The following is a 26,193-nucleotide window of genomic DNA, read 5'->3' on the forward strand; positions in this document are numbered from 1 at the left end:
CGCTGGGTGCGACGCGTCGAAGCTATGCCCGTCGCCGGGCCCCCGAGCCGCCTCCTGACGCGCTGTTGATCCCGTTGCGCCCGACTTTGACGGCTCCCTAGCGCGGCTCCCGGCGCCGTGCCGCCCCATCCGCCCCGACCGGAGCCGCCGCCGGGAACCGCAGCCGCTCGGCCACCGCGTCACCGTCGCCTGGGAACTGGAGGAGGCCCCTCCCGGACCGCCCCCAGGGGGCGGGGGAATCCGCCGCGCGGACTTCCCCCGCACCCCCCTACGGGGGTAAAGAGGCCTGGTCACGCACCGCGAGGTGGTAGAGAGTGGTCAGGCAACGAGGAGGGCACATGGACGCACGTGGCGCCACGCAGGAGTTCCGGGCCGCACGGGACTTCCTGCTGGAGCACCGGGAGGACTACGCGACGGCCTGTCAGGGGTTCACCTGGCCGCGCCCCGAGCGGTTCAACTGGGCGCTCGACTGGTTCGACGTCATCGCCGAGGGCAACGGCGCCACCGCGCTGCACATCGTCGAGGAGGACGGCCGCGAGATCACCCTCTCGTACGCCGAGATGTCCCTGCGCTCCGACCAGGTCGCCAACTGGCTGCGCGCCCAAGGGGTACGGGCCGGGGACCGCGTCGTCGTCATGCTCGGCAACCAGCAGGAACTGTGGATGACCGCGCTGGCCGCGATGAAGCTGCGGGCGGTCGTCATCCCCGCGACCCCGCTGCTCGGACCTGCCGATCTGCGGGACCGGATCGAGCGCGGGCGCGCCCGGCACGTGATCGTGCGGGCCGAGGACGCGGCCAAGTTCGAGGACGTGCCGGGGGAGTACACCCGGATCGCCGTCAGTCTGCCGGGCGCCGGCCCCGTTCCCGGGTGGCTGGACTTCGACGGGGCGTTCGGGGCCGAGGCGCGGTTCGAGCCGGACGGGGTCACCCGGGCCGACGACCCGCTGATGCTCTACTTCACCTCCGGCACCACGGCCCGCCCCAAGCTCGTCGAGCACACCCATGTGTCGTACCCCGTGGGGCACTTGGCGACCATGTACTGGATCGGGCTGAAGCCCGGCGACGTGCATCTGAACATCTCCTCGCCCGGCTGGGCCAAGCACGCCTGGTCGAACCTGTTCGCCCCGTGGAACGCCGAGGCGACCGTCTTCATCTACAACTACGCGCGCTTCGACGCGGCCCGGCTGATGTCCGCGATGGACGCGGCGGGTGTCACCAGCTTCTGCGCGCCGCCCACGGTGTGGCGGATGCTGATCCAGGCGGACCTGAGCGCGCTGAGGACCCCGCCCCGCGAGGTCGTCGCGGCGGGTGAGCCGCTCAACCCCGAGGTCATCGAGACGGTCCGGCGCGCGTGGGGCCGGGTCATCCGGGACGGCTTCGGGCAGACCGAGACGGCCGTCCAAGTCGCCAACAGCCCGGGCCAGTTGCTCAAGACCGGCTCGATGGGACGGCCCAGCCCCGGCTACCGGGTCGAGCTCCTGGACCCGGTGACGGGCGAGCCGGGCGCGACCGAGGGCGAGATCGCCCTCGATCTCTCGGCCCGGCCGGTCGGCCTGATGACCGGCTACCACGGCGACCCCGACCGTACGGCCGAATCGATGGCGGGCGGCTACTACCGCACCGGCGACATCGGATCCCGCGACGAGGACGGCTACATCACCTACGTCGGCCGCGCCGACGACGTATTCAAAGCCTCCGACTACAAGATCTCGCCGTTCGAGCTGGAGAGCGCGCTCCTGGAGCACGAGGCGGTGGCCGAGGCCGCCGTCGTCCCCGCGCCCGACGCGCTGCGGCTCGCCGTGCCCAAGGCGTACATCGTGCTCGCGGCGGGCTGGGAGCCCGGCCCGGACACCGCGAAGGTGCTCTTCGAGCACTCGCGCGCGGTCCTCGCCCCGTACAAGCGCATCCGCCGGATCGAGTTCGGCGAGCTGCCCAAGACGGTCTCCGGGAAGATCCGCCGCATCGAGCTGCGCGAGGCCACGGCGGCGGGGTCGAAGGCCGAGTACCACGAGGGGGACCTGCGGTGACGGACCTCTCGTACGCCCACGGCACGAGCGGCACGCCGCTGCTCGGCGACACCATCGGGGCCAACCTGGACCGGGCGGTCGCCGCCTGGCCGGACCGCGAGGCGCTGGTCGACGTGGAGTCCGGGCGGCGCTGGACGTACACGGAGTTCGCCGCGGCCGTCGACGAGCTGGCCCGCGGGCTGCTCGGCAGCGGGGTCCGCAAGGGCGACCGGGTCGGCATCTGGGCGGTGAACTGCCCGGAGTGGGTGCTCACGCAGTACGCCACGGCCCGGATCGGCGCGGTCATGGTGAACATCAACCCGGCGTACCGGGCGCACGAGCTCGCGTACGTACTGAAGCAGGCCGGGATCTCGCTCCTCATCGCCTCGCAGGCACACCGGACGAGCGACTACCGGGCGCTGGTGGAGGTGGCGCGCCCCGAGTGCCCGGGGCTGCGGGCCGTGCACTACATCGGGGACGGGTCCTGGGGCGCGCTCCTGGCGGCGGGTGATGAGGTGACGGCTGGTCAACTCGCGGATGTGCAGGCCGAGTTGTCGTGCGACGACCCGATCAACATCCAGTACACCTCGGGGACCACCGGCTTCCCCAAGGGGGCGACGCTCTCCCACCACAACATCCTCAACAACGGCTATTTCGTGGGGGAGATGATCTCCTACACCGAGCAGGACCGGATCTGTGTGCCGGTGCCGTTCTACCACTGCTTCGGCATGGTGATGGGCAACCTCGCGGCCACCTCGCACGGGGCGTGTGTGGTGATCCCGGCGCCGTCGTTCGACGCGGCGGCGACGCTGCGGGCGGTGGAGCGGGAGCGGTGCACCTCGCTGTACGGGGTGCCGACGATGTTCATCGCCGAGCTGAACCTGCCGGACTTCGGCTCGTACGACCTGTCCTCGCTGCGTACTGGGATCATGGCGGGGTCGCCGTGCCCGGTCGAGGTGATGAAGCGGGTCGTCGCCGAGATGAACATGGCCGAGGTGTCCATCTGCTACGGCATGACGGAGACGTCCCCGGTCTCCACCCAGACGCGCGTCGAGGACGACCTGGAGCGCCGGACCGGCACGGTGGGGCGGGTGCTGCCGCACATCGAGGTGAAGGTGGTGGACCCCGCCACCGGCGTCACGCTGCCGCGCGGCGAGGCGGGCGAGCTGTGCACCCGTGGCTACAGCGTGATGCTCGGCTACTGGGACGAGCCGGAGCGGACCGCCGAGGCGATCGACGCGGGGCGCTGGATGCACACCGGCGATCTGGCGGTGCTGCGCGAGGACGGTTACGTACAGATCGTCGGCCGGATCAAGGACATGATCATCCGGGGCGGCGAGAACGTCTATCCGCGCGAGATCGAGGAGTTCCTCTACGCCCACCCGAAGATCGCGGACGTCCAGGTGGTGGGCGTGCCCGACGAGAAGTACGGCGAGGAGATCCTGGCCTGCGTGATCCCGCGCGACCCGGCGGACCCGCCCACGGTCGAGGACATCGCGTCGTTCTGCCGCGACCGCCTCGCGCACTACAAGGTGCCGCGACGGCTGCGGATCCTGGCGGAGTTCCCGATGACGGTGAGCGGGAAGGTGCGGAAGGTGGAGCTGAGGGAGGGGTACGGGGAGTAGGGGGCGGGGCGGGCAGGTCGGCCGGGTTGGCCCCCTGGCCACGGGTCGGCCCCCTGCTCACGGGTCTGCTCACGGCCTGTCGGTCCGTATGGTTCACGGGCCCGTGGCGACCAGCTCGTCCGCCGCGTCGTTGACCGGCTGGGGCGTGCCCGTCAGGTCCATCACGAAGAGCGGGATGGACAGCTCGTCGCCACGGGCCCGGGCGTCCTTGGTGTACCCGGCGAGTGAGAAGTAGACGCCGGTGGCCGAACTGCTGAGCGCGTTCAGCCACAGGCACTCCACCGCGCGCAGCGACGCCGGGCGGGTCGTCGGGTCGACCTGGGCGACCAGGCCCGGGCCGCGCAGATCGATCCCGGAGGCGGGGCGCGCCTCGGACTGCAGGACGTCCAGGAAGCCGAGCCACTTGAGGTAGAGCGCCGCCGCGGTCACCGCGTCCCGGGCGGTACGGATGGTCACCGGCCGGAACGCCGGGCGCGGGGGCGCGGCGGTCGGCGGAACCGGGATGTGGGCCGGCAGCGGGGCGGGCGCCGCGGAGACCGGCCGCACCGGAATCCGCAGCACCGTGCCGCACGAGCACCCCAGCTCCGGCTGCGGCCACTGGTCCTGCCGCCCGCACGTGTCGCAGCGCACCGTGACCCAGTCCTCGGTCCAGGTGCGATGGGTGATCGGCTCGGGCGCGACCCCGCGCTGGAGCGGTGGCGCGAGCGGGGCGCCGCAGGGGCAGGGGTAGGTGGTGGCGGCGTACCGGTGCTCACGGCGGCACACGGGACACCGCACGGCGAGCGTCTCCCGCGCGAGTCCGGGCCGGGGGTGGGCGGGGCGCTGCGTGGGGCCAGCGGGGCTGCCCGGGTATCCGGCGCCGCGGGGGCCGCCGGGGCGGCCGGATCCGCCGGGGGTGGGTCCGCCGGGGTAGCCGGATCCGCCGGGGGTGGGTCCGCCGGGGTAGCCGGACCCGCCGGGGTTGGCTTCGCCGTGGTTGGGTCCGCTCTGGTACCCGGACCCGCCGAGCCCGCCCCCGAGCCCGCCCCCGAGCCCGCCCCCGGGCACCCCACCGCGCCCCACGGACCCACCGGGTCCCGGCGTCCCTCCGTACCCGCCGCCGACTCCGCCGGTCCCGTCGCCGATTCCGTGGCCGATTCCGTCGATACCCATGCCGTCCACCCCGTGCTCGCCGCCCGTACGGCCCATCGTCCCCCACTCGCGCCGCCCGCGAGGCGACTTCGGGGATCCCTTGACGCGCCTGCGTACGCCCCTTATGTTTCTTCCATATAGCAGAACTAAACTTCCGCATTACGGAATCACGGCTCTCAGGTGGCGCGACAGAGCCCGATCCGCCAGGCCGAAGCAGGAGCACTCCATGCCTCGTATGACCGCTGCCCGAGCGGCAGTTGAGATCCTCAAGCGCGAAGGCGTCACCAACGCGTTCGGCGTGCCGGGCGCGGCGATCAACCCCTTCTACGCGGCCCTCAAGGCCGGCGGCGGCATCAAGCACACGCTGGCCCGCCACGTCGAGGGCGCGTCCCATATGGCCGAGGGGTACACCCGGGCCAACGCCGGGAACATCGGCGTCTGCATCGGTACGTCCGGCCCCGCCGGCACCGACATGATCACCGGGCTGTACTCCGCGATCGCCGACTCGATCCCGATCCTCTGCATCACGGGCCAGGCGCCGGTCGCCAAGCTCCACAAGGAGGACTTCCAGGCGGTCGACATCGCGAGCATCGCGAAGCCGGTCACCAAGGCCGCGACCACCGTCCTGGAGGCCGCGCAGGTCCCCGGCGTGTTCCAGCAGGCGTTCCACCTGATGCGCTCGGGGCGCCCCGGCCCGGTCCTCATCGACCTGCCGATCGACGTCCAGCTCACCGAGATCGAGTTCGACCCGGACACGTACGAGCCGCTGCCGGTCTACAAGCCGTCCGCGACCCGCGCGCAGATCGAGAAGGCGATCGGGTTCCTGCTCGAATCCGAGCGGCCGCTGATCGTCGCGGGCGGCGGCGTCATCAACGCCGACGCCTCCGAACTGCTGGTGGAGTTCGCCGAGTTGACGGGTACGCCGGTCATCCCGACCCTGATGGGCTGGGGCATCCTCGCCGACGACCACGAGCTGAACGCGGGCATGGTGGGCCTGCAGACCTCGCACCGCTACGGCAACGCGAACTTCCTGGAGTCCGACTTCGTCCTCGGCATCGGCAACCGCTGGGCCAACCGCCACACCGGCGAACTGGACGTGTACACCAAGGGCCGCAAGTTCGTCCACGTCGACGTCGAGCCGACCCAGATCGGCAAGATCTTCGCGCCGGACTACGGCATCGCGTCCGACGCCAAGGCCGCGCTGAAGCTCTTCGTCGAGGTGGCGAAGGAGCTGAAGGCCGCGGGCAGGCTGCCGGACCGCAGCGCGTGGGCGGCCTCGACCCAGGAGCGCAAGGCGCGGCTCCAGCGCCGTACGCACTTCGACAACGTCCCGCTGAAGCCGCAGCGCGTGTACGAGGAGATGAACCGCGCCTTCGGCCCCGAGACGCGGTACGTCACCACCATCGGCCTCTCCCAGATCGCCGGCGCGCAGATGCTGCACGTCTACAAGCCGCGCCACTGGATCAACTGCGGCCAGGCGGGCCCGCTCGGCTGGACCATCCCGGCCGCGCTCGGCGTCGCCACCGCCGACCCGGAGACCCCGGTCGTCGCGCTCTCCGGCGACTACGACTTCCAGTTCATGCTGGAGGAGCTGGCGGTCGGCGCGCAGCACAACATCCCGTACGTCCACGTTCTCGTGAACAACTCCTACCTGGGCCTGATCCGCCAGGCCCAGCGCGGCCTGGACATCAACTTCCAGGTCAACCTGGAGTTCGAGAACATCAACTCCCCGGAGCTGGGTGTCTACGGCGTCGACCACGTCAAGGTCGTCGAGGGCCTGGGCTGCAAGGCGATCCGCGTGACCGAGCCGGACCAGCTGCTGCCGGCCTTCGAGGAGGCCAGGAAGCTGGCCGCCGAGTACCGCGTCCCGGTCGTCGTCGAGGCGATCCTGGAGCGGATCACCAACATCTCGATGGGCGTCAAGATCGACGCGATCAACGAATTCGAGGAGCTGGCGACGGAGCCGGGCCACGCGCCGACGGCGATCCGTCCGCTGCAGGCGTCGTAGAGCGGCAGCCGGTACGAGACCGACGGCTCCGGTGCTTCCCGTGGGGGGTGGCATCGGAGCCGTCGCCGTTCACTCGTTCGAGTTCATGCGGAGGGGTTTCGTCAGCGTTTCGGCGGCGCTCCGAGGGGCTCGCGGGCCAATCGTGTCGAATCCGAGACGGGCGGAGGCGGTGCGACGGGCCGCGACGGCGCATACTGGATAGACCATGACGCAGCCGTCCGCGCCGAGGCGCCACCTGCCCACCAGTCCCTTCAAAGCTCCGGTCGAGCCGCAGGCCAAGACCTTCGCCCTGGGCGATCGGGTCTCCCACGACCAGTTCGGCCTGGGCACGATCGTGGGCGTCGAGGACGGAGTCGCCATGCTCGTCGACTTCGGCTCCCGACGCGCACGCATCCTGAGCCCCTACACCCGCATGCACCGTCTCTGAAGACAGAGCCGCGCACCACACACAACAACAAGGCCCCGCCCGCGAGCCGCGGACGGGGTCTTGAACATGTCCGGCGGGTCGGAGGGACATGTCCGAACGTCCCGCTCTCGGAGGTCGTCGCGCTCACCCTGATGCCGCTCGCCGACCTCGTTCGTCCGTCGCGACTGACAGCGACCCACGACAGACCCAGCGCCCGCCTCGGGTGTCGTGACCAGCGGTCCGGTGGCGGGGAGTCATGGGGGAACAGCCGGGGCCTCGACGAGGCCGCGCAGGAGCGCCACCTGAGCGATGCAGCACTCGGCGAGGCGCTGAGCGTGCGCGAACTGCTGGCTCGGGACGTCCTCCTTCTGTGTCAGCCCCAGCTGCCGGCAGGCCTCGGTGATGCTCAGCAGGACGCGGCTGCGCGCGGGAGCGTCGGGCGGCATCTGGCCGGCGGCGTCATTGAGGGCCTGCCGTACTTCCACGAGGTAGCCATGGGCGCGGTGCGTGGCCTCTGTCGCCATGCGCAGATCGTGCGCTAGGTCGGCTGCCGACTCGGTGATGTTGCGGCACCTCTGCGCGATCACGTCCAGGTCCGGCCCGCCCGGGTCCGAAGGGGGGTCGCCGACCCGTCGGCCGAGGTGGATCAGCTGGCCGAGGCCGGCCGGCGCGCAGAGGTGCCCGACGCCTCGGGGCGGCAGCAGCCAGTACACCCCGGGCCGGGTGGTGCGGTGGATGGTGCCGGGGGGCACGAGAGCGTAGTACGAGAGGCCCGCGCCGTATGCGTCGTGGATGACCGGGCCGTCCACGATGCGGTCGAGGTACGGGCCGACGGCGTCCGGGCTACCGCTCTGTGCGGCGGCGTGGATGATCGCGGCGGAGATGCGCACCGCGTCGAAGGCCTTGCCGGTCGGCAGCAGGGCGGCGCCGCCCCTTTCCCACTCCAGCCAGGCTGTCGAGGGGGTGTCGAGTGCGGACGCGAGCCAGTGCGCGACGCGGGTGTCCGTCGTCATCCCGACACCGCCCCTGCTGCGGAAGCCAGGGTGCAGTTGCGGTGCGCGTGCATCGATGCCTCACCGCCCTCGCCGATGACCATGACGGTCACGATGTCCGCGCCGGACTCGTCGCATACCTCGCACTGCGGACCCTGTGCAGGGTCGTCCAAGGGCTGCTGCTCAACGGGCTCTGGGTTCATGACCAGCACGGTAGGAGGACCGATTGCGTGAGATGCTCATGATTGCGCCGGATTGCGACTACAGGTCTGCGGTTGGCCCTGGTTGCGAAATGCGCTCCATGGATGACCGGGCGCGGCTGATCAGGCGGCGGGCCTGCGGGCCGTACACCGCGCCCTCGGACAGCCACTCCCACGCCCGGGTGTACAGGGCGAGGCTGTCCTCATCGTCCAGCCATAACTCTGCGTTGATCGTCTCGACGATGACGAGCCGCTGGTCGTAGATCCAGAACCCATGTGCCGGTGACCTCTTCAGCTGGGCCCCGAAGGGGATGATGCCGAGTTCGATCGTGTCCAGGCCAATCAGACCCGTCAGTCGGTCCAGCTGTTCGGCCATCACCTCATACGGGCAGGTGACGACGTAGAGGGCGGCCTCCCACACGAGGAAGCGGAAGCGTCGCCCGGGCTCGTACAGCACTTCCTGGCGCCGGGCTCGCGTGCGCACGGCCTCTTCAACGTCCCCGGGGAGCTGTCGGAAGTCGGCATTGGAGCGGAAGGTGTAGCGGGCGTACTCCGGTGTCTGGAACAGGCCCGGGATCCGCGCAACCTCCACACCCCGGATCATCTGCGAAGCGGCGGTCTCGACGATGGCCTGCTCCTGGCGGGCGGCGTGGCCGCCGGCCAACTGGCGGCGCCAGGAACGGTAGTGCGTCTCCAGGCCGGTCAGCCGCCCTGTCAGCTCTGTAGCGAGATCGGAGCGGCCGACTGCCTCGGCCCACTGTGCGAGGTCACCCTTCGAAGGGGTCTGCTTGCCCGTCTCCAGACGGCTCACCTTGGAGCGCTGCCACCCGAGGACCGCCGCGATGCCCTTGCCGTCGAACCCTGCCTCGGTGCGAAGCTCGCGCAAGCGCGCGCCGAGGGCGATACGGGCGGATTGGAAGTCGCTCACGCACCGGAACGTACAGCCCCGGCGCCATCGGCGGTACGGGATGCATGATGCCAGGCGGTATCGCGGGCCTGGCAGGCGGCGACGACCTCGGCCGGGTCCTCGGTCACGTACACGCCGAGGGTGGTGTCGGCCTCATCGAACGCGAATCGGGCGAGGACACGGGAGTCGAACAGCCAGAAGTCGATGTCGGGCAGACGCAGCTCCTGGGCGCGGGCGCGGGTGAGGTAGCGAATGTCCTCCCCGGCTGCCACGTTGCTGGGCGCGCTAGCGAGGAGGAAGCGCTGTCCATCCGTGATCGGGTCGTCGATGAGCCGTACCCGGCCGAAGAGCTTCCCGGCCGCTGTCTGCTCGGCCACGTTCTGCCGCCACGGGTTCGCGGTCTCGGCGGCGATGTCATCGCCCGCCTGCCAGCGCTGCCATTTCTCGCTGTTGCGGTCGGTGGCGTAGCCGCGGCGGGTCTCCAACCGCCAGGCGGTGTGCCGGAACTCGCGGAATAGGGGAGCAATGGAGGAGAACGGCTCAAGCTCGGGCGCGGCAGTCCGGGGTGCGTAGCGGGTGAGCAGAGCGCGTGGCACGCGTACGAACGTCTCGCTGGGCTTCACATCGCGCAGCTGCGCCAGATGCTGGGGGTCAGTCTCGCGGTCGCCCTGGGCGAGGATCTCGTCGGTCCCAGGGATCTCGTACAGGGTGGGGCAGTCGCCGTCGTCGCTGGTGGTGCCGATGAACCGGAGCGTCATGGGGCCCTCCATCTGCTGGGTGGAGGACCAGGATGCGGCGGGTAGCGCGCGAGCGGGCGCGGATTGCGGGAGGTTGCGACTGCCGACCACACCTGGGGCGCCGATCTGTACTCGAATGCGCGCTCGAAGAACTGACCCGGTTAGCTGCTCTTCTGTTCCTGGAGCGTGTGCAGCTGGCGATCGAGTCACCCGTCGAGGAGCCGGGTCTTCTGCGCCGCGAACTCCTCCGGAGTGAGCACCCCTTGTCAAAGGATCGGCCAGGCGCGCCTGACGTGGGGCCCTTCGTGAGGGCTGGTCGTCTGGGACGCAACTACGGCATGACGACGGCCCCGCCCGGACTCCGGAGCGGGGCCCTTCACGTCCAGGCTCAGCCCGGGTAGTCCTCGCCGAGCACCTCACGCCGCGCCGCCGCGGCCTTCCGATTCAGCGCGCCCGTCATCCGAAACAGCGCCACCGTGAGGGTGAGGAACACGACGACGAGTAGCACCTGCGAGATGACGCTGACGACTGCAACGTCCTGTGTGGCGACGGCGATCATCAGCATGATGACGTTGCCGCACAGCCACCCGAACCAGATCCTGATCTTCTCTACCCGGATTGCCCGCTGAATGTCGGAGTACTCCGCCATCCCCACCACCTCACAGTCGATGTGCGCGGGAGCATAGCGCCCGTCGGCGGACGCGCGCCCTGAACTCACGGCCTATAGCTGGGGTCCATGAGGTAGATGGTGACGGCGATCTCCGGAGTCTTCAGTACGGCCGAGGCTGAGCAAACGGTTGCCATGTCCTTCTCGAAGCGGCTGATCTCCGAGTCGGCGGGGATGGTGATGGCGCCGTCGGTCTTTCGGGAGCTGCTGAGCATGTCCGCGGCCATGGCCCAGCGTTCGTGCTCGCCCATCCTGGTGACGAAGTCGCCGCAAGAGGTGTCCTTGTAGGGGGTCAGCCAGGTCTGTTCGTACTTGCTTGCGGTGGACGGGAGCTGGGCGCCCTGCTTGTTGGTGCGCGGCGTGGTGTGGTGCGTCTCAGTGGCGGTGCACGCAGTTAGGGCAGAGAGCAGGGCGGCGGTGCCGATGGCGGCTGCTGTGTGGTTGCGCATGCGGGAGATGATGTGGTGTGTGTGCGTGGCGTGTTGGCGGTGTAGCTGAGCCGTGACATGCCACGGGTACGGCGAACACCAGGGCAGGGGCATGGAGACAGACCCGCATGGTGAACGTGGTGACCACGAGGAAGGCCTTGCTGGGACCTGGGAGGGGCTGTCGAGGTCGTACCGCAGGGCGGCGTCGCCGATGGCGGAGGAACCTCACAGTGTTTCCCGCGCTGTTCCCACGGTCCCAAAAAGGATCAAGACTCCACCCATAACCGCAGGTGGAGCCTTGATCAACGAGCACTCGATTCGGGACCGTAAACCGAACCCAGCACCCGGGCTTCGAAGTGGTGACCGCCCGACGGGACGAGGCTGGCGCGACAGGACGTTCGTGCCGCCGGGCGGAGCTTGGTGGGGGAGGTGGGCGAAGCCTGCGGAGCCGTGCGAGGGCGGCCGGAAGGCGTCGCCGGGCGGAGTCGAGTGGGGGAGGGGCACGGGACCGGGGCCGGGACCGAGGCCGTGTTCGGGATCGCGGCGGCGGGGCGGTTGGTGTGGCCCGGCGGGCCTTCCTTCAGGTCAAGAAGGGGCCGGGGCAGACCTTGACCACCGCACTGGCACCGTCCGCGCCGCCGCGATCACCGAGTCGTCCGAACCCACCGGCCACCCCTCATCCGGGCCGGCGGTTCGGACAGCGTATGAGAGCTGACCTTCCGTCAGGTCTCATACGCGGTCTGGAGGTGAGGAACCTCAGTCCTCGCGCAGGGCGCGGACCGCTTCCTCGACGCGCTTGCCGTACTCGGCGTCCGCCGCGTGGAAGTGCGCCAGGTTCTTCTCGATCACGTCGTCGCGGGAGACCTGCGAGAGGCCGCCGGCGATGTTGGCGATCAGGCGGGACTTCTCGTCGTCCGACATCAGCCGGTACAGCTCGCCCGCCTGGAAGAAGTCGTCGTCCTTGACGTGGGACGGGGCCGCGTGGGTGCCCGTCCAGCCCGCGATCGCGAGCGGGGCGGAGAGCGCCGCGTCCGTCTGGGACGGGCCCGCGTAGGAGTTGGGCTCGTAGTTCTTGTCCGAGCGGCGGCCGTTGCGGGTCGCCATCAGGCCGTCGCGGCCGTAGTTGTCGGCCTCCGTCGCCTTCGGCGCGTTCACCGCGAGCTGGGTGTGGTTGACGCCCAGGCGGTAGCGGTGCGCGTCCGCGTACGCGAACAGGCGGCCCTGGAGCATCTTGTCGGGGGAGGGGCCGATGCCCGGGACGAAGTTGTTCGGGGAGAAGGCCGCCTGCTCGACCTCGGCGAAGACGTTGTCGGGGTTACGGTCCAGGACCAGGCGGCCCACCCGCTGGAGCGGGTAGTCGGCGTGCGGCCACACCTTCGTCAGGTCGAAGGGGTTGAAGCGGTAGTCGGCCGCCTCGGACGCCGGCATCACCTGCACGTACAGCGTCCAGGACGGGTTCACGCCCCGCTCGATCGCCTGGAGGAGGTCGGTCTGGTGGCTGTTCGCGTCCTTGCCGACCAGCTCCGCGGCCTGGTCCGAGGACAGGCAGCGGATGCCCTGGTTCGTCTTGAAGTGGTACTTGACGAAGAACGCCTCGCCCGCCTCGTTCGTCCACTGGTACGTGTGCGAGCCGTAGCCGTTCATGTGGCGGTACGACGCCGGGATGCCGCGGTCGCCCATCAGCCAGGTGATCTGGTGCGTCGCCTCGGGGGCGTGCGCCCAGAAGTCCCAGACGTTGTCCGGCTCCTGCTTGCCCGTGAACGGGTCGCGCTTCTGGGAGTGGATGAAGTCGGGGAACTTGATGGGGTCCTTGATGAAGAAGACGGGCGTGTTGTTGCCTACGAGGTCGTAGTTGCCCTCTTCCGTGTAGAACTTGAGCGCGAAGCCGCGCGGGTCGCGGACCGCGTCCGCGCCGCCGAGCGAGTCCGCCACCGTGGAGAAGCGGATGAACGTCTCGGTGCGCTTGCCGACCCGCGAGAGGAAGTCGGCCTTGGTGAAGCCGGTGACGTCGTCGGTCACCTCGAAGTAGCCGTACGCGCCGGAGCCGCGGGCGTGGACCACGCGCTCCGGGATCCGCTCACGGTTGAAGCGCGCGAGCTTCTCCAGCAGGTGCTGGTCCTGGAGGAGGATGGGGCCACCGACGCCGGCGGTGGCGGAGTTCTGGTTGTCGGCGACGGGGGCGCCGGACTCGGTCGTAAGCACGCGCTTCGACATCGTGACCTTCCGTACGGGAGCTGCACTGCTGAACGGTCTGCGGTGTCAGGAGCGTAGGTACGCCCCGAAGCGAACGTCAACAGTTTGTTGAAAATGGGGAGTGGTGTTCCGGGCGGCGGCGGCGCCTGGGCGCGACAGGACAGGTGTCAGCGCCACCGCCGCCCGGAAGTCTGGGGGAGCCGGAAGGCTCAGAGCCGGACCCGGGTCAGAGCTGGGCGCCCGAGAGGCGCTCCACCGCGCGCAGCAGCGCCGAGTGGTCCAGGCCGCCGTCGCCCTGGGCGCGCAGTGAGGCCACCAGCTGGGCCACGACCGCGCCGACCGGGAGCGCCGCGCCGACGTTGCGGGCGGCGTCGGTGACGATGCCCATGTCCTTGTGGTGCAGGTCGATGCGGAAGCCCGGCGCGAAGTTCCGGTTGAGGAAGTTGTCCTTCTTGCGGGTCAGCACCGTCGAACCGGCCAGACCGCCGTTGAGGACGTCCAGGGCCGCGGCCAGGTCCACCCCGGACTTCTCCAGGAAGACCACGGCCTCGGCGCACGCCTGGATGTTGACCGCGACGATCAGCTGGTTGGCGGCCTTCACCGTCTGGCCGGAGCCGTGCGGACCGCAGAGCACGATGGTCTTGCCCAGCGCGTCGAAGATGCCCTTGGCCTCGTCGAAGTCGGCCTTGTCGCCGCCGACCATGATGGAGAGCACGGCCTCGATGGCGCCGGCCTCGCCGCCGGAGACCGGGGCGTCGAGCACGCGGACGCCCTTCTCCTTGGCGTTCTTGGCCAGGTCGACCGAGGTCTGCGGGGTGATCGAGGACATGTCGATCAGAAGGGCGCCCTGCCTGGCGTTGGCCAGGATGCCGGCCTCGCCGTAGGCGATCGCCTCGACCTGCGGGGACGCCGGGACCATCGTGATGATCACGTCCGCGTCCTTGACCGCGTCGGCGATCGAGGCGGCCGCGGTGCCACCGGCGGTGGCCAGGCGGTCCAGCTTGTCCTGCTCCAGGGTGAAGCCGGTGACGGAGTAACCCGCCTTGATCAGGTTCTCGGACATGGGCGAGCCCATGATGCCGAGGCCGATCCATGCGATCTTGGGAAGGTTGCTCATGAGGGTGCCTCTCTGACTGCGGTGCTACGTAAGGAAGTTCAGCGGGCCGCGCGGGCCCCGGCCGGGAGCCACTCGAAGGCCGCCGGGTTCGCGGCCGCGTCGGCGGCCTTGTACTCCAGGCCCACCCAGCCGTCGTAACCGGCCTTCGCGAGCTGGTCGAGCAGCGCCTCAAGCGGAAGCGAGCCGGTGCCCGGCGCGCCGCGGCCCGGGTTGTCGGCGATCTGCACATGGCCGGTCTTGTCCGCGTAGGCCTCGATGACCTGGGAGACGTCCTCGCCGTTCATCGACAGGTGGTAGATATCGAGGAGGAACTTGGCGTTGCCGAGGCCGGTCGCCGCGTTCACCTTGTCGACGACCTCGATCGCGGACGGGGCGCTCACCAGCGGGTAGAGCGGCGACTCCGGCTTGTTGAGGGCCTCGACCAGGAGGATCGCGCCGATACGGTCGGCGGCGCGGGCGGCCAGTACCAGGTTCTCCAGCGCGAGCGCGTCCTGCACCTGCGGGTCGGCGCCCTCCACCCGGTTGCCGTAGAGCGCGTTGAGCGCCTTGCAGCCCACCGAGGCGGCGAAGTCCGCCGCGACCTCGATGTTGGCGCGGAAGCGGTCCGACTCCTCGCCGGGTACGGAGAGGGCTCCGCGGTCGGGGCCCGGCAGGGCGCCCGCGTAGAAGTTCAGCCCCACCAGCTGGGTGCCGGCGTCGTCGAGCGCCTTCTTCAGGGCGTCGAGCTCGGCCCGCGCCGGAGTGGGGGTTTCGATCCAGGGCCACCACAGCTCGACCGCCGTGAAGCCCGCCGCGGCGGCTGCCGCGGGGCGCTCCAGGAGCGGGAGTTCCGTGAAGAGGATCGAGAGGTTCACATCGAAGCGCTGGTCCGAGCCGCGTTCATTCTGAAAAAGAGGGGCCATGGGGTTCGGCGCTCCTTCCGTATTGCGGAAGTTAGTTTCTGCTTGATGGAAGGTTGCAGGGAGAGCGTCGAGCTTGTCAAGGGGGCCCTCCGATTGGCCTCCCGGATCTCGCGATCCGGGCAGTAGGTTGTGCGCGTGCGATTGAGAGTGGAGTTCACGACCGAGCCCTTCGACCTGGACGAGGCGCCCCCGCATGCGGTGGCCGCCCGTGAGGTCCTGCAGACGGCGGCGCTCGACGCCGTGGACGTGGGCCCCTTCGGCAACACCGCCGAGGGCGGCGCCGACCAGGTGCTCACCGCCGTCGACGCCCTGCTGCGCAAGTCCCTGGCGGCCGGTGCCACCCGGGTGTCGCTCCAGGTCAACGTGGTGGGGGAGGGCGAGAAGTGACCGAGCCTGCCGACCACCCGCTGGTCACGGCGGTCAAGCCGCTGGTGGACGCCATGGGTGCGGAGATACTCGGACCCGACCAGGCCCAGCCCGACGACGTGGTGCTCAGCTGGGAGGGCGAGGACGTGATCGCGGTGCGGCTGCCGCAGCTGTCGGACTCCCTGGACCACATCCTGGCCGCCATGGAGCGCCGCCACGGCAAGCCGCTGGCCGAGCTCGACCGCAAGGCCAAGCAGTTGGTCGTACGGACCCTGGAGGCGCGCGGCGCGTTCTCCGTACGCCATGGGGTGGAGACCGTCGCGTCCGCCCTCGGAGTGAGCCGCTTCACCGTGTACAACTACCTGAACAGGGAAAACGCCGCCAAAAGCGAGTAGCAACGCCCGCCTGTGAGCCGTGCTCGCGACGCCGCCGTCCGGATCCCCGGGCGGCGGCTTTTTGTTGCTCCAAGTTTTCAACAAAGTGTTGACGGGATGTTTCCGAGGGCGTTAGCTATCCGCAGCCCGTCCAGCACCAAGGCCACGGAGGCCGTTCGTGACTTCGACCTCGACGCCGGGCCTCGCCCGGTTCAACACCTCCGACGACAGCACGGCGCTCGCCGCGCTCCACGAGGTGTGCGCCAGCTCGGTATGGGGGAGCAAGCTGCTCGCCCGGCGCCCGTACGCCACCGCCGACGAGCTCTTCGCCGCCAGCGACGCCGCCATGGCCGAGCTGGACGTGAAGGACCTGGAAGAGGCGATGGCGGGGCACCCGCCGATCGGGCGGCCGAAGCCCGGCGACCCGACCTCCGCCCGCGAGCAGCGGGGGATGGCCGGCGCCACCGAGGAGCTCAAGGCCGAGATGCTCGAACTCAACCTGGCCTACCAGGACAGGTTCGGCCACGTCTTCCTGATCTGCGCCACCGGGGCCACCGGTGAGCAGATGCGCGACGCGATGAAGGCCAGGATCGGCAACACCGCCGAGGCGGAGCGCGAGATCGTGCGCGCCGAACTCGGGAAGATCAACCGGATCCGGCTGACCCGTCTCGTGGAAACAGCAGAAGAAGAGGACAGGGACTGATGAGTACGGCCACGACCGCGTCGGTGTCGACGCACATCCTCGACACCAGCATCGGGCGCCCCGCCGAGGGCGTCGCCATCTCGCTCGCCGCCCGCTCGGGCCGCGACGCCGAGTGGGTGGCGCTCGGCGGCTCCGCGACCGACGCGGACGGGCGCTGCAAGGACCTTCCGGCGCTGCCGGAGGGCACGACCCATGTACGGCTCGACTTCGAGGTCGAGTCCTACTTCACGCGTTCGATCAAGACAGTGAAGCAAGCCGAGGCGCAGCAGGACGCCCCCCGCGTAAGGGACAGCGGTGCGTTCTTCCCGGAGGTGGCGATCACGTTCGCCGTCGTGCCGGGCGAGCACTTCCACGTACCGCTGCTGCTCAACCCGTTCGGCTACTCCGTTTACCGAGGGAGCTAGCAGACATGACTGACGTTTCCCGCCACACCCGCCCCGTGATCCTCGGCCAGAACCAGTACGGCAAAGCAGAGAACCGCGTCGTCAAGATCACGCGGGACGGCGACACGCACCACATCAAGGACCTGAACGTCTCGGTCGCCCTCTCCGGCGACATGGAAGACGTCCACTACTCCGGCTCGAACGCGAACGTCCTGCCGACGGACACGACCAAGAACACGGTGTTCGCCTTCGCCAAGGAGCACGGCATCGAGTCCGCCGAGCAGTTCGGCATCCACCTCGCCCGTCACTTCGTGACGTCGCAGGAGCCGATCCACCGGGCGCGCATCCGCATCGAGGAGTACGCCTGGGAGCGGATCGCCACCTCCGACGCCAACTCCAAGTTCATCGGCTCGGACGAGGTACGCCACTCCTTCGCCCGCAAGGGCCAGGAGCTGCGCACCACCCAGATCACCTTCGACGGTGAGAACTGGGAGGTCATCTCGGGTCTGAAGGACCTGACGGTGATGAACTCGACCAACTCCGAGTTCTGGGGCTACGTCAAGGACAAGTACACGACGCTGAAGGAGGCGTACGACCGCATCCTGTGCACCGACGTCTCCGCCGCCTGGCGCTACAACTGGACCAGCGACGAAGAGCGGATGCCCAACTGGGAGAAGTCGTACGAGCAGGCGAAGAAGCACATCCTGCAGGCCTTCGCCGAGACGTACTCCCTCTCCCTCCAGCAGACCCTGTACCAGATGGGTTCGCGGGTGATCAACAGCCGCAGCGAGATCGACGAGATCCGCTTCTCGCTGCCGAACAACCACCACTTCCTGGTCGACCTCGAACCGTTCGGGCTCAAGAACGACAACGAGGTCTACTTCGCGGCCGACCGTCCCTACGGTCTGATCGAGGCCACCATCCTGCGGGACGGCGTCGAGCCGCGGATCCCGGTCGACATGACCAACCTCTGACGCGGAGCGCCCCCGGACACCGCCGCCCGGGGGCGTGTTCCCTCTCTCGGCACCCGTGGGTCACCCGGCCCCGGCACTCAAATCCTCTAGGGTCCTGCCGTGCCCACTCATTTCCGTAGAAGAAAAAGAGGAAGCACGATGGCACCATCGGCAGCAGCCCAGCGCATCGTCATCGAGAACTGCGCGATCGCGACCGTGGACGCCGACGACACCGAGTACGCCTCGGGATACCTCGTCGTCGCCGGCAACACGATCGAGTCGATCGGCGCGGGCAGCGCCCCGCAGGGCCTGGAGAACGTGGTCCGCCGCATCGACGGCACCGGCCACCTGGTGACCCCCGGTCTGGTCAACACGCACCACCACTTCTACCAGTGGATCACGCGCGGTCTGGCCACCGACCACAACCTCTTCAACTGGCTGGTGGCGCTCTACCCGACCTGGGCGCGCATCGACGAGCAGATGGGCCGCGTCGCCGCGCAGGGCTCGCTCGCCATGATGGCCCGCGGCGGTGTCACCACCGCGATGGACCACCACTACGTGTACCCGCGGAACGCGGGCGACCTCTCCGGCGCCATCATCGGTGCCGCGAGCGAGATGGGCGTACGGTTCACCCTCGCCCGCGGCTCCATGGACCGCAGCAAGAAGGACGGCGGCCTGCCGCCGGACTTCGCCGTCGAGACCCTGGACGGGGCGCTCTCGGCGACCGCCGAGACCGTCGACCGCTTCCACGACGCCTCCTTCGGCTCGATGACCCAGGTCGCCGTCGCGCCCTGCTCGCCGTTCTCGGTCTCCACCGAACTCATGAAGCAGGGCGCCGAGTTGGCCCGCGCCAAGGGCGTACGGCTGCACACCCACGGCTCGGAGACCGTGGAGGAGGAGCAGTTCTGCAAGGAGCTGTTCGGCATGGGCCCCACCGACTACTTCGAGTCGACCGGCTGGCTCGGCCAGGACGTGTGGATGGCGCACTGCGTCCACATGAACGACTCGGACATCGCCGCCTTCGCCCGCACCGGCACCGGCGTCGCGCACTGCCCGTCCTCCAACGCGCGCCTCGCGGCCGGCATCGCCCGCGTCCCCGACATGCTGAAGGCGGGTGTCCCGGTCGGTCTCGGTGTCGACGGCACCGCCTCCAACGAGTCCGGCGAGCTCCACACGGAACTGCGCAACGCGCTCCTGATCAACCGCCTCGGCGCGCACCGCGAGGCAGCCCTCAACGCCCGCCAGGCGCTGCGGCTCGGTACGTACGGCGGCGCCCAGGTGCTCGGCCGCGCGGCCGAGATCGGCTCCCTGGAGGCGGGCAAGCTCGCCGACTTCGTGCTCTGGAAGCTCGACACCCTGGCCCACGCCTCCATCGCCGACCCGGTGACCGCCCTGGTCTTCGGCGCCGCCGCCCCGGTGACGGCGTCGTTCGTCAACGGCAAGCAGATCGTCGAGGACAACCGTCTTCTCACGGTCGACGAGGACGCCATCGCCCGCGCCACGCGGGACGAGGCGCAGCGCCTCGCGCGGATCGCCGCGCAGGGCTGATCCCGGCCCGGGATTCCCGCCCAGGAGTCCGGCCGAGGGGGACGGCCCTCGGCCGGTCGCCGTGGACCCGAGCGGGGTCCGCGGCAGCCGCGCCCGGGGGGCGCGCACCACATGGACGTGCGCACCTCCCGGGACGGTGACCCGTGCCCATCCCCGCACGGAGCACCGCCGTTCCGCCGCACCCGTACCGCGTACGAGACCCTGCCGTACGCCGTACGTAACACCGCCGCAGCACGCACGCGTCACACTGCACCACCTCCCTGACACCCGCGTCACCGCCGACGTGTAACCGACCGGAGGAACCGCCCGTGGCCCCGCAGCCCAGGTTTCGCAACGATGCAGTCACTCCCGATCCCGCCACCGGTAAGCACCCGGTCGACGAGACCCTGCCCCCACTGAAGATGTTCACCAGCGGCCTCCAGCACGTGGCCGCGATGTACGCGGGTGTGGTGGCCCCGCCCATGGTCGTCGGGCCCGCCGTAGGGCTCACCCCCAAGGAGACCGCGTTCCTGATCGGCGCGAGCCTCTTCACCGCCGGGCTCGCCACCCTGCTCCAGACCCTCGGGTTCTGGAAGGTCGGCGCCCGCCTCCCGTTCGTCAACGGCGTCTCGTTCGCCGGGGTCACCCCGATGATCGCCATCGGCAAGGACCGCGGCCACGAGGGCATGGCCGTCATCTTCGGGGCGGTGATCGTCGCCAGTGTGCTGGGCTTCGTGCTCGCCCCCTACTTCAGCAGGCTGCTCCGGTTCTTCCCGCCCGTCGTCACCGGCACCGTGATCACCCTGATAGGCGTCTCGCTTCTGCCGGTCGCCTTCCGCTGGGCGCAGGGCGGCAACGCGGCGGCCCACGACTACGGTTCGACGAAGAACATCGGCATGGCCGCGCTCACCCTGGTGATCGTGCTGGCGCTGCGCAGGCTGCTGCGCGGGTTCCTCCAGCAGATCGCGATCCTGCTCGGCCTGGTCGTCGGCACCCTGGTCGCCGTGCCGTTCGGCATGACCGGCCTGGACGCGCTCCGCGGCGCGGACGCGGTCGGCTTCCCGACGCCCTTCCACTTCGGCGCCCCGCACTTCGAGGCCGCCGCGATCGTCTCGATGTGCATCGTGATGCTGGTCTGTATGACCGAGTCGACCGCCGACATGCTGGCGCTCGGCAAGATCGTCGGACGCCCGGCCGACGAGCGGACCATCGAGGGTGGGCTGCGCGCCGACACCCTCGGCAGTGCGCTGAGCCCGCTCTTCAACGGCTTCATGGCCAGCGCCTTCGCGCAGAACATCGGCCTCGTCGCGATGACCAAGGTGCGCAGCCGCTTCGTGGTCGCCACCGGCGGAGGCATCCTCATCTTGCTCGGCCTGTGCCCGGTGGCCGCGTCCGTGATCGCGCTGGTGCCGCTGCCGGTGCTCGGCGGCGCGGGCATCGTGCTCTTCGGCTCGGTCGCGGCCAGCGGCATCCAGACGCTGTCCACGGCGGCCCTGGAGCAGGGCGAGAACGCCCTGATCGTCGCGGCCGCGCTCGGCATCGGGCTGATCCCGATCGCCGCGCCGACCTTCTACGACGCCTTCCCGGAGAACGTCCGGGTGGTCCTCGACTCCGGTATCTCCACCGGCTGCGTGGTCGCGATCGTCCTCAACCTGGCCTTCAACCACCTTGGCAGGAAGGCGAGTTCGGAGGAATCCGCCGTGCTCGCGGAACCCGTGGTGGCCGCGCACTGAGCCCGCCGTGCCCGGCCCGCGCGCGAGCGGCGCGTACGACACCAGCCCCGTGTCGTACGCGCCGCCGCGTCGTCGGCCGGATCAGCCGATGTGGTACGGGTCGCCGTAGACCTTCCAGTCCAGCGGTGTGTCGAGGTCGAGGTTGCCCTTCTTCAGGAACACCCGCTGCTCGGTGTCGACGCGGCTGGTGTCGCTGTGCGCCTCCTCCTGCTTCATCGCCCACACGCGGGCGTCGAGGAAGGCGTTGAGGTACTTCGTCTCGTCGCCGCCCTGGGACGGCGGCTTCGCCTTGGCCAGCGCCTTCTTGCGGATGCTGCTGAAGCTGGTGGGGTCGGTGCCGTCGCCGTGCATGACGATGGCGTCGTAGTAGATGAACTGGCCGAGCGTGCCCACTCCGTCGGCCTTGCCCCGCTTGACGGCCGGGTCGAAGTAGACCCGGTCCCGCTCGTCGTTCTGGGCGTTCTTGAAGGCAGTCTCCGAGGCGGCCGTCTTCCAGTCCTTGGTGAAGTGGGGGTCGAGCCCGGCGTGCGAGTCGCTCCCGTTCACCTTGCGCAGCGCGGGCAGGTACTTCTGGAGCACGTTCCCCGGCTCGCGGGCCGAGTAGAGCTCGACCAGGTCGAGCATGTCACCGGTGCCGGAGCAGAACCCGATGATCCCGGCCGTGTAGCCCCGGCCGTCGTCGATGTCCTCGATGTACTTGTACTGGGCCTTCCAGTTCAGTGAGGAGTTCTCCGCGCTGGAGACGAGCTCCATCGCCAATTCCTTCTTGGCCGGGTCGTCGAGCCCGGTCGCCGCTGCTGCCATGGGGGCATTGTGGCCGGTCGCGGCGGTGGCCGTGGCCGCGGGTACGGCGATCACGGCGGCGCCGAGCACGGCCGACGCGGTGATCCTGAGACGACGTGCGGTGGCGCTGAAGTGGGGGGTGAGCACCTGACCTCCTGGGGGAGTTCGTCGTTCACTGTTTTGTTAGGAAACTTTCCTACCACTGGCCGACGGGAGGCGTACACCCTTGCGGCAAAAGGAAGTTGAAGATTTCGGCCGTGTCCGGTTCAGTTCACCCGGTGAATGAATCGAGCCGGGTCGAGGCGTTCAGCGACGGCGTCTTCGCCATCGCGATCACCCTCCTGATCCTGGAAATCAAGGTGCCCCCGCACGCGGGCGACCACCTCTGGAGCGATCTGGGCCAGCAGTGGCCCTCGTACGCCGCCTATGTGGTGAGCTTCCTGGTCATCGGCATCATGTGGGTCAACCACCACACGCTCTTCAGCTACGTGGTACGCGTCGACCGCACGCTGATGTTCCTCAATCTGCTGCTGCTCATGACCGTCGCGGCGATCCCCTGGCCGGCGGGGCTGATGGCCGAATACCTCAGGGAGGACAGCGCGTCACACGTGGCCGCCGCCGTCTACAGCGGGCTCATGGTCGTCATGGCCCTCAACTTCCAGGCACTGTGGTGGCATGTGACCCGGACCGGCCATCTCTTCGACGACCGCGTCGACTTCAGGGCCGCCCGGGCCACCCGCACCCGCTTCGCGCTCGGCTCGCTCGCCTATCCGGCGACGGTCCTGCTCGCCTTCGTCTCGGCGCCGCTGACGCTCGCCGCGCACGGGGTGCTCGCGGTGTACTACGGCTTCAACCAGCTCAGGATCCCCACGAGGGAGGTGCGGGAGGCCGGTTGAGGTTCCCCGCACGGGGGGCCGCGGGCACGAGGGGGCCCGCGGCCTTCACCGTGCGCAGCACCGGCGCGGTCTCCAGCGTGCGGATCGCCTCCAGTGCGCCGAGCCGGTGGGTGAGGTAGTGGTGCAGCGCCGCCGGGTCGGGGCAGAGGGCCTGGGCGACCAGGTTGCTCGGCCCGGTGGTCGCGGCGACGAACGCGAGCTCGTCGTGGCGGGCGAGCTCGCGGGCCACCTGGTCGAGGTGCGCCGGGGTCACCGACATCCACAGCAGCGCCTGTGTGGCGGCGCCGAACAGGGTGTTGTCGACCTCCACGTCGAAGAACAGGGCCCGGCTCGCCCGGAGTTCGGCCAGCCGCCGCGCGACGGTCGCGGGCGACCAGCCGGTGGCGTCGGCGAGCTCGGCCAACGGCGTCCGGCCGTCCCGCCGCAGCGCCGCGAGGAGCGGCTCGTCGGCGGGCGTGGGGAGCCCGCGCGAACCGTCGGCCTCCTCGTCCGGCACGCTCACGGGGTCGAGCGCCCGCTGCTGCTCCGCGTCCAGGGTGCGGGCCCGGCCCCGCCAGGCCGTGGGCCCGCCGAGGTAGAGGTGCAGCACATAGTGCGCGGACACGGCGGTCACCCCGGCGGTGCGGGGGATCTCGCGCAGCAGCAGCGTCTGCGGGGCGTGCACGATGGCCACGATCTCGGTGCCGCCCGAGGCGAGCTTGACCCAGGAGGTGTCCTCGCGGCGCGCGAGGGCCTGGGCGAGGTCCTGCGCGGCACGCGGCACGGCGCTCAGCCGCACCATCCACTGGGCGAGCCCCGCCTTCGCCGGATCGACGAGCCCCACCACCCGCAGCCCCGCCTCGGCCCGCAGCCGCCGGTAGCGCCGGGCGACGGTCTGCGTCGACACCTCCAGGACCGCCGCGATCCGCGCGAACGGGGCCCGCCCGTCGAGGTGCAGGGCGTGGACCAGAGCACGGTCGATCTCGTCGAGCACGTGAAATTCCTTCACCTGGGTCGCATCTATGGAACGAATCGACAAATCTGGCGCTGGGGATGGAACAGCCAGCGTACCCGCCGCAGGCTCGGGGGAGCCGCGGGAAGCCCGGCGGCTCACGAAGGGAGTGGCTGTGCCGAAGCTCGTACGACAAGGACCGGTGGCGGCGGACGCGGCGGCCGGGGTGGCCCGCGGCCCGTACCGGTGGCGCTGGGCCGCGCTGGCCGTGCTGCTCACCGCCGAGGCGATGAATCTGCTGGACGCGACGATCGTGCAGGTCGCGGCGCCCGTCATCCACACCGACCTGGGCGGCCCGGACTCCGTCATCCAGTGGTACGCCGCCGCCTACACCCTCCCCTTCGCCATGTTCCTCATCACCGGCGGCCGCCTCGGCGACATCCTCGGACGCAAGCGGGTGTTCCGCGCGGGCGTCGCCGTGTTCCTCGCGGCCTCGCTGCTGTGCGCGGCCGCGCCCTCGGCCGGGGTGCTGATCGGTGCGCGGGCCGTGCAGGGCGCCGCCGCCGCGCTCGTCATCCCGCAGACCATCGGCCTGATCCGGGCCATGTTCGACGGCGACGAGCGGGCGAGGGCGCTGGGGACCATCGGGCCGGTGATGGGGCTCGCCGCCGTCTGCGGACCCGCGCTCGGCGGGCTGCTGACCCACGCCGACCTCTTCGGCTCGTCCTGGCGGGCCGTGTTCCTGGTGAACCTGCCGCTCGGCGCCGCCGTACTGCTCGCGGCCCCGCTGCTGCGCGAGGACCGGGCGGCCCTCCGCCCACGCCTCGACCTCTCCGGCACCGCGCTCGTGGTGACGAGCTCGGGCGCGCTGGTCTACCCGCTGATCCAGGGCCCCGACGCCGGGTGGCCCGGCTGGACCTGGGTACTGATGGCGGGCGGGACGGCGCTGCTCGGGCTCTTCGGGCTCGACCAGCGCCGCAAGAGCCGCCGCGGCGGCAGCCCGCTGATCGAGGCCGGACTCTTCCGGCACCGGGGCTTCCCGGCCGCCCTGGTGACCTCCACGCTCTTCTTCGCGGTGATGAACGGTCTGATGCTGGTCGTCGTCCTCCACCTCCAACTCGGCCTGGACGCCGATGTGCTGACGGCTGGTCTCACGCTTGTGCCCTGGTCGTTCGGCATGGCCGTCGCGTCCTGGGTCGCGGGCACCCGGCTCGTGCCCCGGTACGGGCCGCGCCTGATGTACGCCGGGCTCGCCACCCTTCTCGCGGGCGTCCTGGCCGCGACGGCGGTGTACGCGGCGACCGGCCCCGCCGCCTACCCGTGGCCGCTGCCCGCCGCGCTCGCGGTCTGCGGCGCGGGCGTCGGGCTGTTCACCGTCCCGTTCTTCACGGCCGCCCTGCACCGCGTCGGCCCCGCCGAGACCGGCTCGGCCGCCGGGCTGCTCAACGCGGTGCAGCAACTGGGCGGCACCTTGGGCACGGCCCTGCTCGGCAGTGTCTTCCTGGGGGCGGCGGACCCGGCCGACGGCGCCCAGTGGGCCTTCTGGGCGGCAGGGCTGCTGCTCCTGGCGACGGCGGCCGCCGTGGCCGCCGGGCTCAGGCGGCCCAGCCCGGGTCCCGCCCGCTGAGCCCGGCCACCCGGTCGAGCAGCGGGGCATCCGCCGGGACCTCGACGACCGGTCCGAACGCGGGGGCGCGCACCGCCTCGTCACGGCTCGCGTCGAGGAAGCCGTGGACCGCCTCCAGGCTCGCCGCGCCCGGGTCGTACGGCTGGCCGGTGGCCCGGGCCAGGTCCCAGCCGTGGACGACCAGTTCGTCGAGCGCGACCAGGCCCGCGATCGCGGCGGGGAAGGTGATGCCGCCCGCCTGGGTGTCCCCGTCCCAGGCCGTCGGCGCGCGCCACGCCTCGGCCAGCGCGTCGAGCCGCCCGGGCAGCCCGGTGCGCCAGTCCTCGGGCAGTACGGGCGTGACGGACCCGGGGTCGGTGGCGGTCTCGGGGCCGGACTTCTTGGCGGCGGCCGAGGTGAAGGCGGCGGTGAGCCCGTTGATGTGCCCGAGGAGCTCGCGTACGGAGTATTTCGGACAGGGCGTCCGCGCCGCGAGCTGCTCGTCCCGCACACCGGCGAGCAGGCCTGCCACCGCGCGGGCGGCGGCGCCGAGGTCGGGACGGGGAGTCTGTGTCTGCGTATCCATGACAGTGCAGACCGGCCCGGCGACGGGAACTCA

The 26,193-nt window shown here is 70.4% G+C and carries 26 protein-coding genes; 13 read left to right on the forward strand and 13 right to left on the reverse strand.

Annotated features, from left to right (window positions below; translation table 11 throughout):
- Window positions 1-338: 338 nt before the first annotated feature.
- Together BX283_RS31225 and BX283_RS31230 are read left to right on the forward strand one after the other, a co-directional pair.
- Entirely contained in the window at window positions 339-2,027 is a 1,689-nt protein-coding gene (locus tag BX283_RS31225; RefSeq protein ID WP_101390784.1) for an AMP-binding protein, read from the forward strand.
- Window positions 2,024-3,631 (forward strand): AMP-binding protein, encoded by a 1,608-nt coding sequence (locus BX283_RS31230; RefSeq protein WP_101390785.1) that lies wholly within the window; start codon window positions 2,024-2,026, stop codon window positions 3,629-3,631. Before BX283_RS31225 ends, BX283_RS31230 begins: the two co-directional genes overlap by 4 nt.
- Window positions 3,632-3,724: 93 nt before the next feature.
- On the opposite strand, the gene BX283_RS31235 is transcribed toward BX283_RS31230, so the two are convergent.
- Window positions 3,725-4,408: a hypothetical protein gene (locus BX283_RS31235; protein ID WP_101392677.1), complete on the reverse strand. Its 684-nt coding sequence runs from the start codon at window positions 4,406-4,408 to the stop codon at window positions 3,725-3,727.
- Between the two features lie 580 nt (window positions 4,409-4,988).
- On the opposite strand from BX283_RS31235, the gene gcl reads away from it, so the two are divergent.
- Together gcl and BX283_RS31245 are read left to right on the forward strand one after the other, a co-directional pair.
- Window positions 4,989-6,770 (forward strand): glyoxylate carboligase, encoded by a 1,782-nt coding sequence (gene gcl / locus BX283_RS31240; protein ID WP_101390786.1) that lies wholly within the window; start codon window positions 4,989-4,991, stop codon window positions 6,768-6,770.
- Window positions 6,771-6,975: 205 nt separating this feature from the next.
- On the forward strand, window positions 6,976-7,197 hold the full coding sequence (locus BX283_RS31245; RefSeq protein ID WP_067166032.1) for a hypothetical protein: 222 nt from the start codon (window positions 6,976-6,978) through the stop codon (window positions 7,195-7,197).
- Window positions 7,198-7,430: 233 nt separating this feature from the next.
- Here the strand turns inward: BX283_RS31245 and BX283_RS31250 are convergent, their stop codons facing one another.
- The 9 genes from BX283_RS31250 to BX283_RS31290 form a co-directional block, all read right to left on the reverse strand.
- Complete coding sequence (locus BX283_RS31250) at window positions 7,431-8,189, reverse strand: DUF6415 family natural product biosynthesis protein (RefSeq protein WP_101390787.1); 759 nt, start codon at window positions 8,187-8,189, stop codon at window positions 7,431-7,433.
- Window positions 8,186-8,371, reverse strand: a complete 186-nt coding sequence (locus tag BX283_RS31255; protein WP_143676502.1) for a hypothetical protein — start codon at window positions 8,369-8,371, stop codon at window positions 8,186-8,188. Before BX283_RS31255 ends, BX283_RS31250 begins: the two co-directional genes overlap by 4 nt.
- A gap of 58 nt (window positions 8,372-8,429) precedes the next feature.
- Window positions 8,430-9,296 (reverse strand): helix-turn-helix transcriptional regulator, encoded by an 867-nt coding sequence (locus BX283_RS31260; RefSeq protein ID WP_101390789.1) that lies wholly within the window; start codon window positions 9,294-9,296, stop codon window positions 8,430-8,432.
- Window positions 9,293-10,033 (reverse strand): DUF6879 family protein, encoded by a 741-nt coding sequence (locus BX283_RS31265; RefSeq protein ID WP_101390790.1) that lies wholly within the window; start codon window positions 10,031-10,033, stop codon window positions 9,293-9,295. Before BX283_RS31265 ends, BX283_RS31260 begins: the two co-directional genes overlap by 4 nt.
- A 367-nt stretch (window positions 10,034-10,400) precedes the next feature.
- Window positions 10,401-10,661 (reverse strand): hypothetical protein, encoded by a 261-nt coding sequence (locus BX283_RS31270; RefSeq protein WP_101392678.1) that lies wholly within the window; start codon window positions 10,659-10,661, stop codon window positions 10,401-10,403.
- A gap of 65 nt (window positions 10,662-10,726) precedes the next feature.
- On the reverse strand, window positions 10,727-11,128 hold the full coding sequence (locus BX283_RS31275) for a hypothetical protein (RefSeq protein WP_143676503.1): 402 nt from the start codon (window positions 11,126-11,128) through the stop codon (window positions 10,727-10,729).
- Window positions 11,129-11,863: 735 nt separating this feature from the next.
- Entirely contained in the window at window positions 11,864-13,321 is a 1,458-nt protein-coding gene (locus BX283_RS31280) for a catalase (RefSeq protein WP_101390792.1), read from the reverse strand.
- 205 nt (window positions 13,322-13,526) lie between these two features.
- A complete protein-coding gene (locus BX283_RS31285) occupies window positions 13,527-14,417 on the reverse strand; it encodes a 2-hydroxy-3-oxopropionate reductase (protein ID WP_101390793.1) in 891 nt (296 codons plus the stop codon).
- Between the two features lie 38 nt (window positions 14,418-14,455).
- A complete protein-coding gene (locus BX283_RS31290; protein WP_101390794.1) occupies window positions 14,456-15,319 on the reverse strand; it encodes a TIM barrel protein in 864 nt (287 codons plus the stop codon).
- A gap of 135 nt (window positions 15,320-15,454) precedes the next feature.
- On the opposite strand from BX283_RS31290, the gene BX283_RS31295 reads away from it, so the two are divergent.
- The 7 genes from BX283_RS31295 (at window position 15,455) to BX283_RS31325 (ending at window position 21,358) form a co-directional block, all read left to right on the forward strand.
- Complete coding sequence (locus BX283_RS31295) at window positions 15,455-15,706, forward strand: hypothetical protein (RefSeq protein ID WP_101392679.1); 252 nt, start codon at window positions 15,455-15,457, stop codon at window positions 15,704-15,706.
- Entirely contained in the window at window positions 15,703-16,080 is a 378-nt protein-coding gene (locus BX283_RS31300; RefSeq protein WP_101390795.1) for a helix-turn-helix domain-containing protein, read from the forward strand. The genes BX283_RS31295 and BX283_RS31300 overlap by 4 nt, the downstream gene beginning before the upstream one ends.
- 157 nt (window positions 16,081-16,237) lie before the next feature.
- Window positions 16,238-16,762, forward strand: a complete 525-nt coding sequence (uraD, locus tag BX283_RS31305; protein WP_101390796.1) for a 2-oxo-4-hydroxy-4-carboxy-5-ureidoimidazoline decarboxylase — start codon at window positions 16,238-16,240, stop codon at window positions 16,760-16,762.
- Window positions 16,762-17,166, forward strand: coding sequence for a hydroxyisourate hydrolase (uraH, locus tag BX283_RS31310; RefSeq protein WP_101390797.1), 405 nt, complete (start codon window positions 16,762-16,764; stop codon window positions 17,164-17,166). Before uraD ends, uraH begins: the two co-directional genes overlap by 1 nt.
- Window positions 17,167-17,171: 5 nt before the next feature.
- Window positions 17,172-18,119 (forward strand): factor-independent urate hydroxylase, encoded by a 948-nt coding sequence (gene pucL / locus BX283_RS31315; protein ID WP_101390798.1) that lies wholly within the window; start codon window positions 17,172-17,174, stop codon window positions 18,117-18,119.
- A gap of 138 nt (window positions 18,120-18,257) precedes the next feature.
- Window positions 18,258-19,646, forward strand: a complete 1,389-nt coding sequence (locus BX283_RS31320; RefSeq protein ID WP_101390799.1) for an 8-oxoguanine deaminase — start codon at window positions 18,258-18,260, stop codon at window positions 19,644-19,646.
- 308 nt (window positions 19,647-19,954) lie between these two features.
- On the forward strand, window positions 19,955-21,358 hold the full coding sequence (locus BX283_RS31325) for a nucleobase:cation symporter-2 family protein (protein ID WP_257583966.1): 1,404 nt from the start codon (window positions 19,955-19,957) through the stop codon (window positions 21,356-21,358).
- An 81-nt stretch (window positions 21,359-21,439) separates the two neighbouring features.
- On the opposite strand, the gene BX283_RS31330 is transcribed toward BX283_RS31325, so the two are convergent.
- On the reverse strand, window positions 21,440-22,288 hold the full coding sequence (locus tag BX283_RS31330; protein WP_306822829.1) for a chitosanase: 849 nt from the start codon (window positions 22,286-22,288) through the stop codon (window positions 21,440-21,442).
- A gap of 131 nt (window positions 22,289-22,419) precedes the next feature.
- Here BX283_RS31330 and BX283_RS31335 point away from each other — a divergent pair, with 131 nt between their 5' ends.
- Window positions 22,420-23,037: a TMEM175 family protein gene (locus BX283_RS31335; RefSeq protein WP_101390800.1), complete on the forward strand. Its 618-nt coding sequence runs from the start codon at window positions 22,420-22,422 to the stop codon at window positions 23,035-23,037.
- Here the strand turns inward: BX283_RS31335 and BX283_RS31340 are convergent.
- Window positions 23,000-24,010 (reverse strand): Lrp/AsnC family transcriptional regulator, encoded by a 1,011-nt coding sequence (locus tag BX283_RS31340; protein WP_101390801.1) that lies wholly within the window; start codon window positions 24,008-24,010, stop codon window positions 23,000-23,002. The two genes, BX283_RS31335 and BX283_RS31340, sit on opposite strands and share 38 nt — an antisense overlap.
- A gap of 133 nt (window positions 24,011-24,143) precedes the next feature.
- Here BX283_RS31340 and BX283_RS31345 point away from each other — a divergent pair, with 133 nt between their 5' ends.
- On the forward strand, window positions 24,144-25,595 hold the full coding sequence (locus tag BX283_RS31345) for an MFS transporter (protein ID WP_257583969.1): 1,452 nt from the start codon (window positions 24,144-24,146) through the stop codon (window positions 25,593-25,595).
- Here the strand turns inward: BX283_RS31345 and BX283_RS31350 are convergent.
- Window positions 25,564-26,160, reverse strand: coding sequence for a TIGR03086 family metal-binding protein (locus BX283_RS31350; protein WP_101390803.1), 597 nt, complete (start codon window positions 26,158-26,160; stop codon window positions 25,564-25,566). The two genes, BX283_RS31345 and BX283_RS31350, sit on opposite strands and share 32 nt — an antisense overlap.
- Between the last annotated feature and the right edge of the window lie 33 nt (window positions 26,161-26,193).

It is taken from the genome of Streptomyces sp. TLI_146 (assembly GCF_002846415.1).
Lineage (GTDB): Bacteria > Actinomycetota > Actinomycetes > Streptomycetales > Streptomycetaceae > Streptomyces.

Excerpts from the sequence above, each read along its gene's own strand:
- BX283_RS31225 (WP_101390784.1), top strand. The coding sequence starts at position 339 with ATGGACGCACGTGGCGCCACGCAGGAGTTCCGGGCCGCACGGGACTTC.
- gcl (WP_101390786.1), top strand. The coding sequence starts at position 4,989 with ATGCCTCGTATGACCGCTGCCCGAGCGGCAGTTGAGATCCTCAAGCGC.
- BX283_RS31245 (WP_067166032.1), top strand. The coding sequence starts at position 6,976 with ATGACGCAGCCGTCCGCGCCGAGGCGCCACCTGCCCACCAGTCCCTTC.
- BX283_RS31250 (WP_101390787.1), bottom strand. The coding sequence starts at position 8,189 with ATGACGACGGACACCCGCGTCGCGCACTGGCTCGCGTCCGCACTCGAC.
- BX283_RS31255 (WP_143676502.1), bottom strand. The coding sequence starts at position 8,371 with ATGAACCCAGAGCCCGTTGAGCAGCAGCCCTTGGACGACCCTGCACAG.
- BX283_RS31265 (WP_101390790.1), bottom strand. The coding sequence starts at position 10,033 with ATGACGCTCCGGTTCATCGGCACCACCAGCGACGACGGCGACTGCCCC.
- BX283_RS31270 (WP_101392678.1), bottom strand. The coding sequence starts at position 10,661 with ATGGCGGAGTACTCCGACATTCAGCGGGCAATCCGGGTAGAGAAGATC.
- BX283_RS31275 (WP_143676503.1), bottom strand. The coding sequence starts at position 11,128 with ATGCGCAACCACACAGCAGCCGCCATCGGCACCGCCGCCCTGCTCTCT.
- BX283_RS31280 (WP_101390792.1), bottom strand. The coding sequence starts at position 13,321 with ATGTCGAAGCGCGTGCTTACGACCGAGTCCGGCGCCCCCGTCGCCGAC.
- BX283_RS31285 (WP_101390793.1), bottom strand. The coding sequence starts at position 14,417 with ATGAGCAACCTTCCCAAGATCGCATGGATCGGCCTCGGCATCATGGGC.
- BX283_RS31290 (WP_101390794.1), bottom strand. The coding sequence starts at position 15,319 with ATGGCCCCTCTTTTTCAGAATGAACGCGGCTCGGACCAGCGCTTCGAT.
- uraH (WP_101390797.1), top strand. The coding sequence starts at position 16,762 with ATGAGTACGGCCACGACCGCGTCGGTGTCGACGCACATCCTCGACACC.
- pucL (WP_101390798.1), top strand. The coding sequence starts at position 17,172 with ATGACTGACGTTTCCCGCCACACCCGCCCCGTGATCCTCGGCCAGAAC.
- BX283_RS31320 (WP_101390799.1), top strand. The coding sequence starts at position 18,258 with ATGGCACCATCGGCAGCAGCCCAGCGCATCGTCATCGAGAACTGCGCG.
- BX283_RS31350 (WP_101390803.1), bottom strand. The coding sequence starts at position 26,160 with ATGGATACGCAGACACAGACTCCCCGTCCCGACCTCGGCGCCGCCGCC.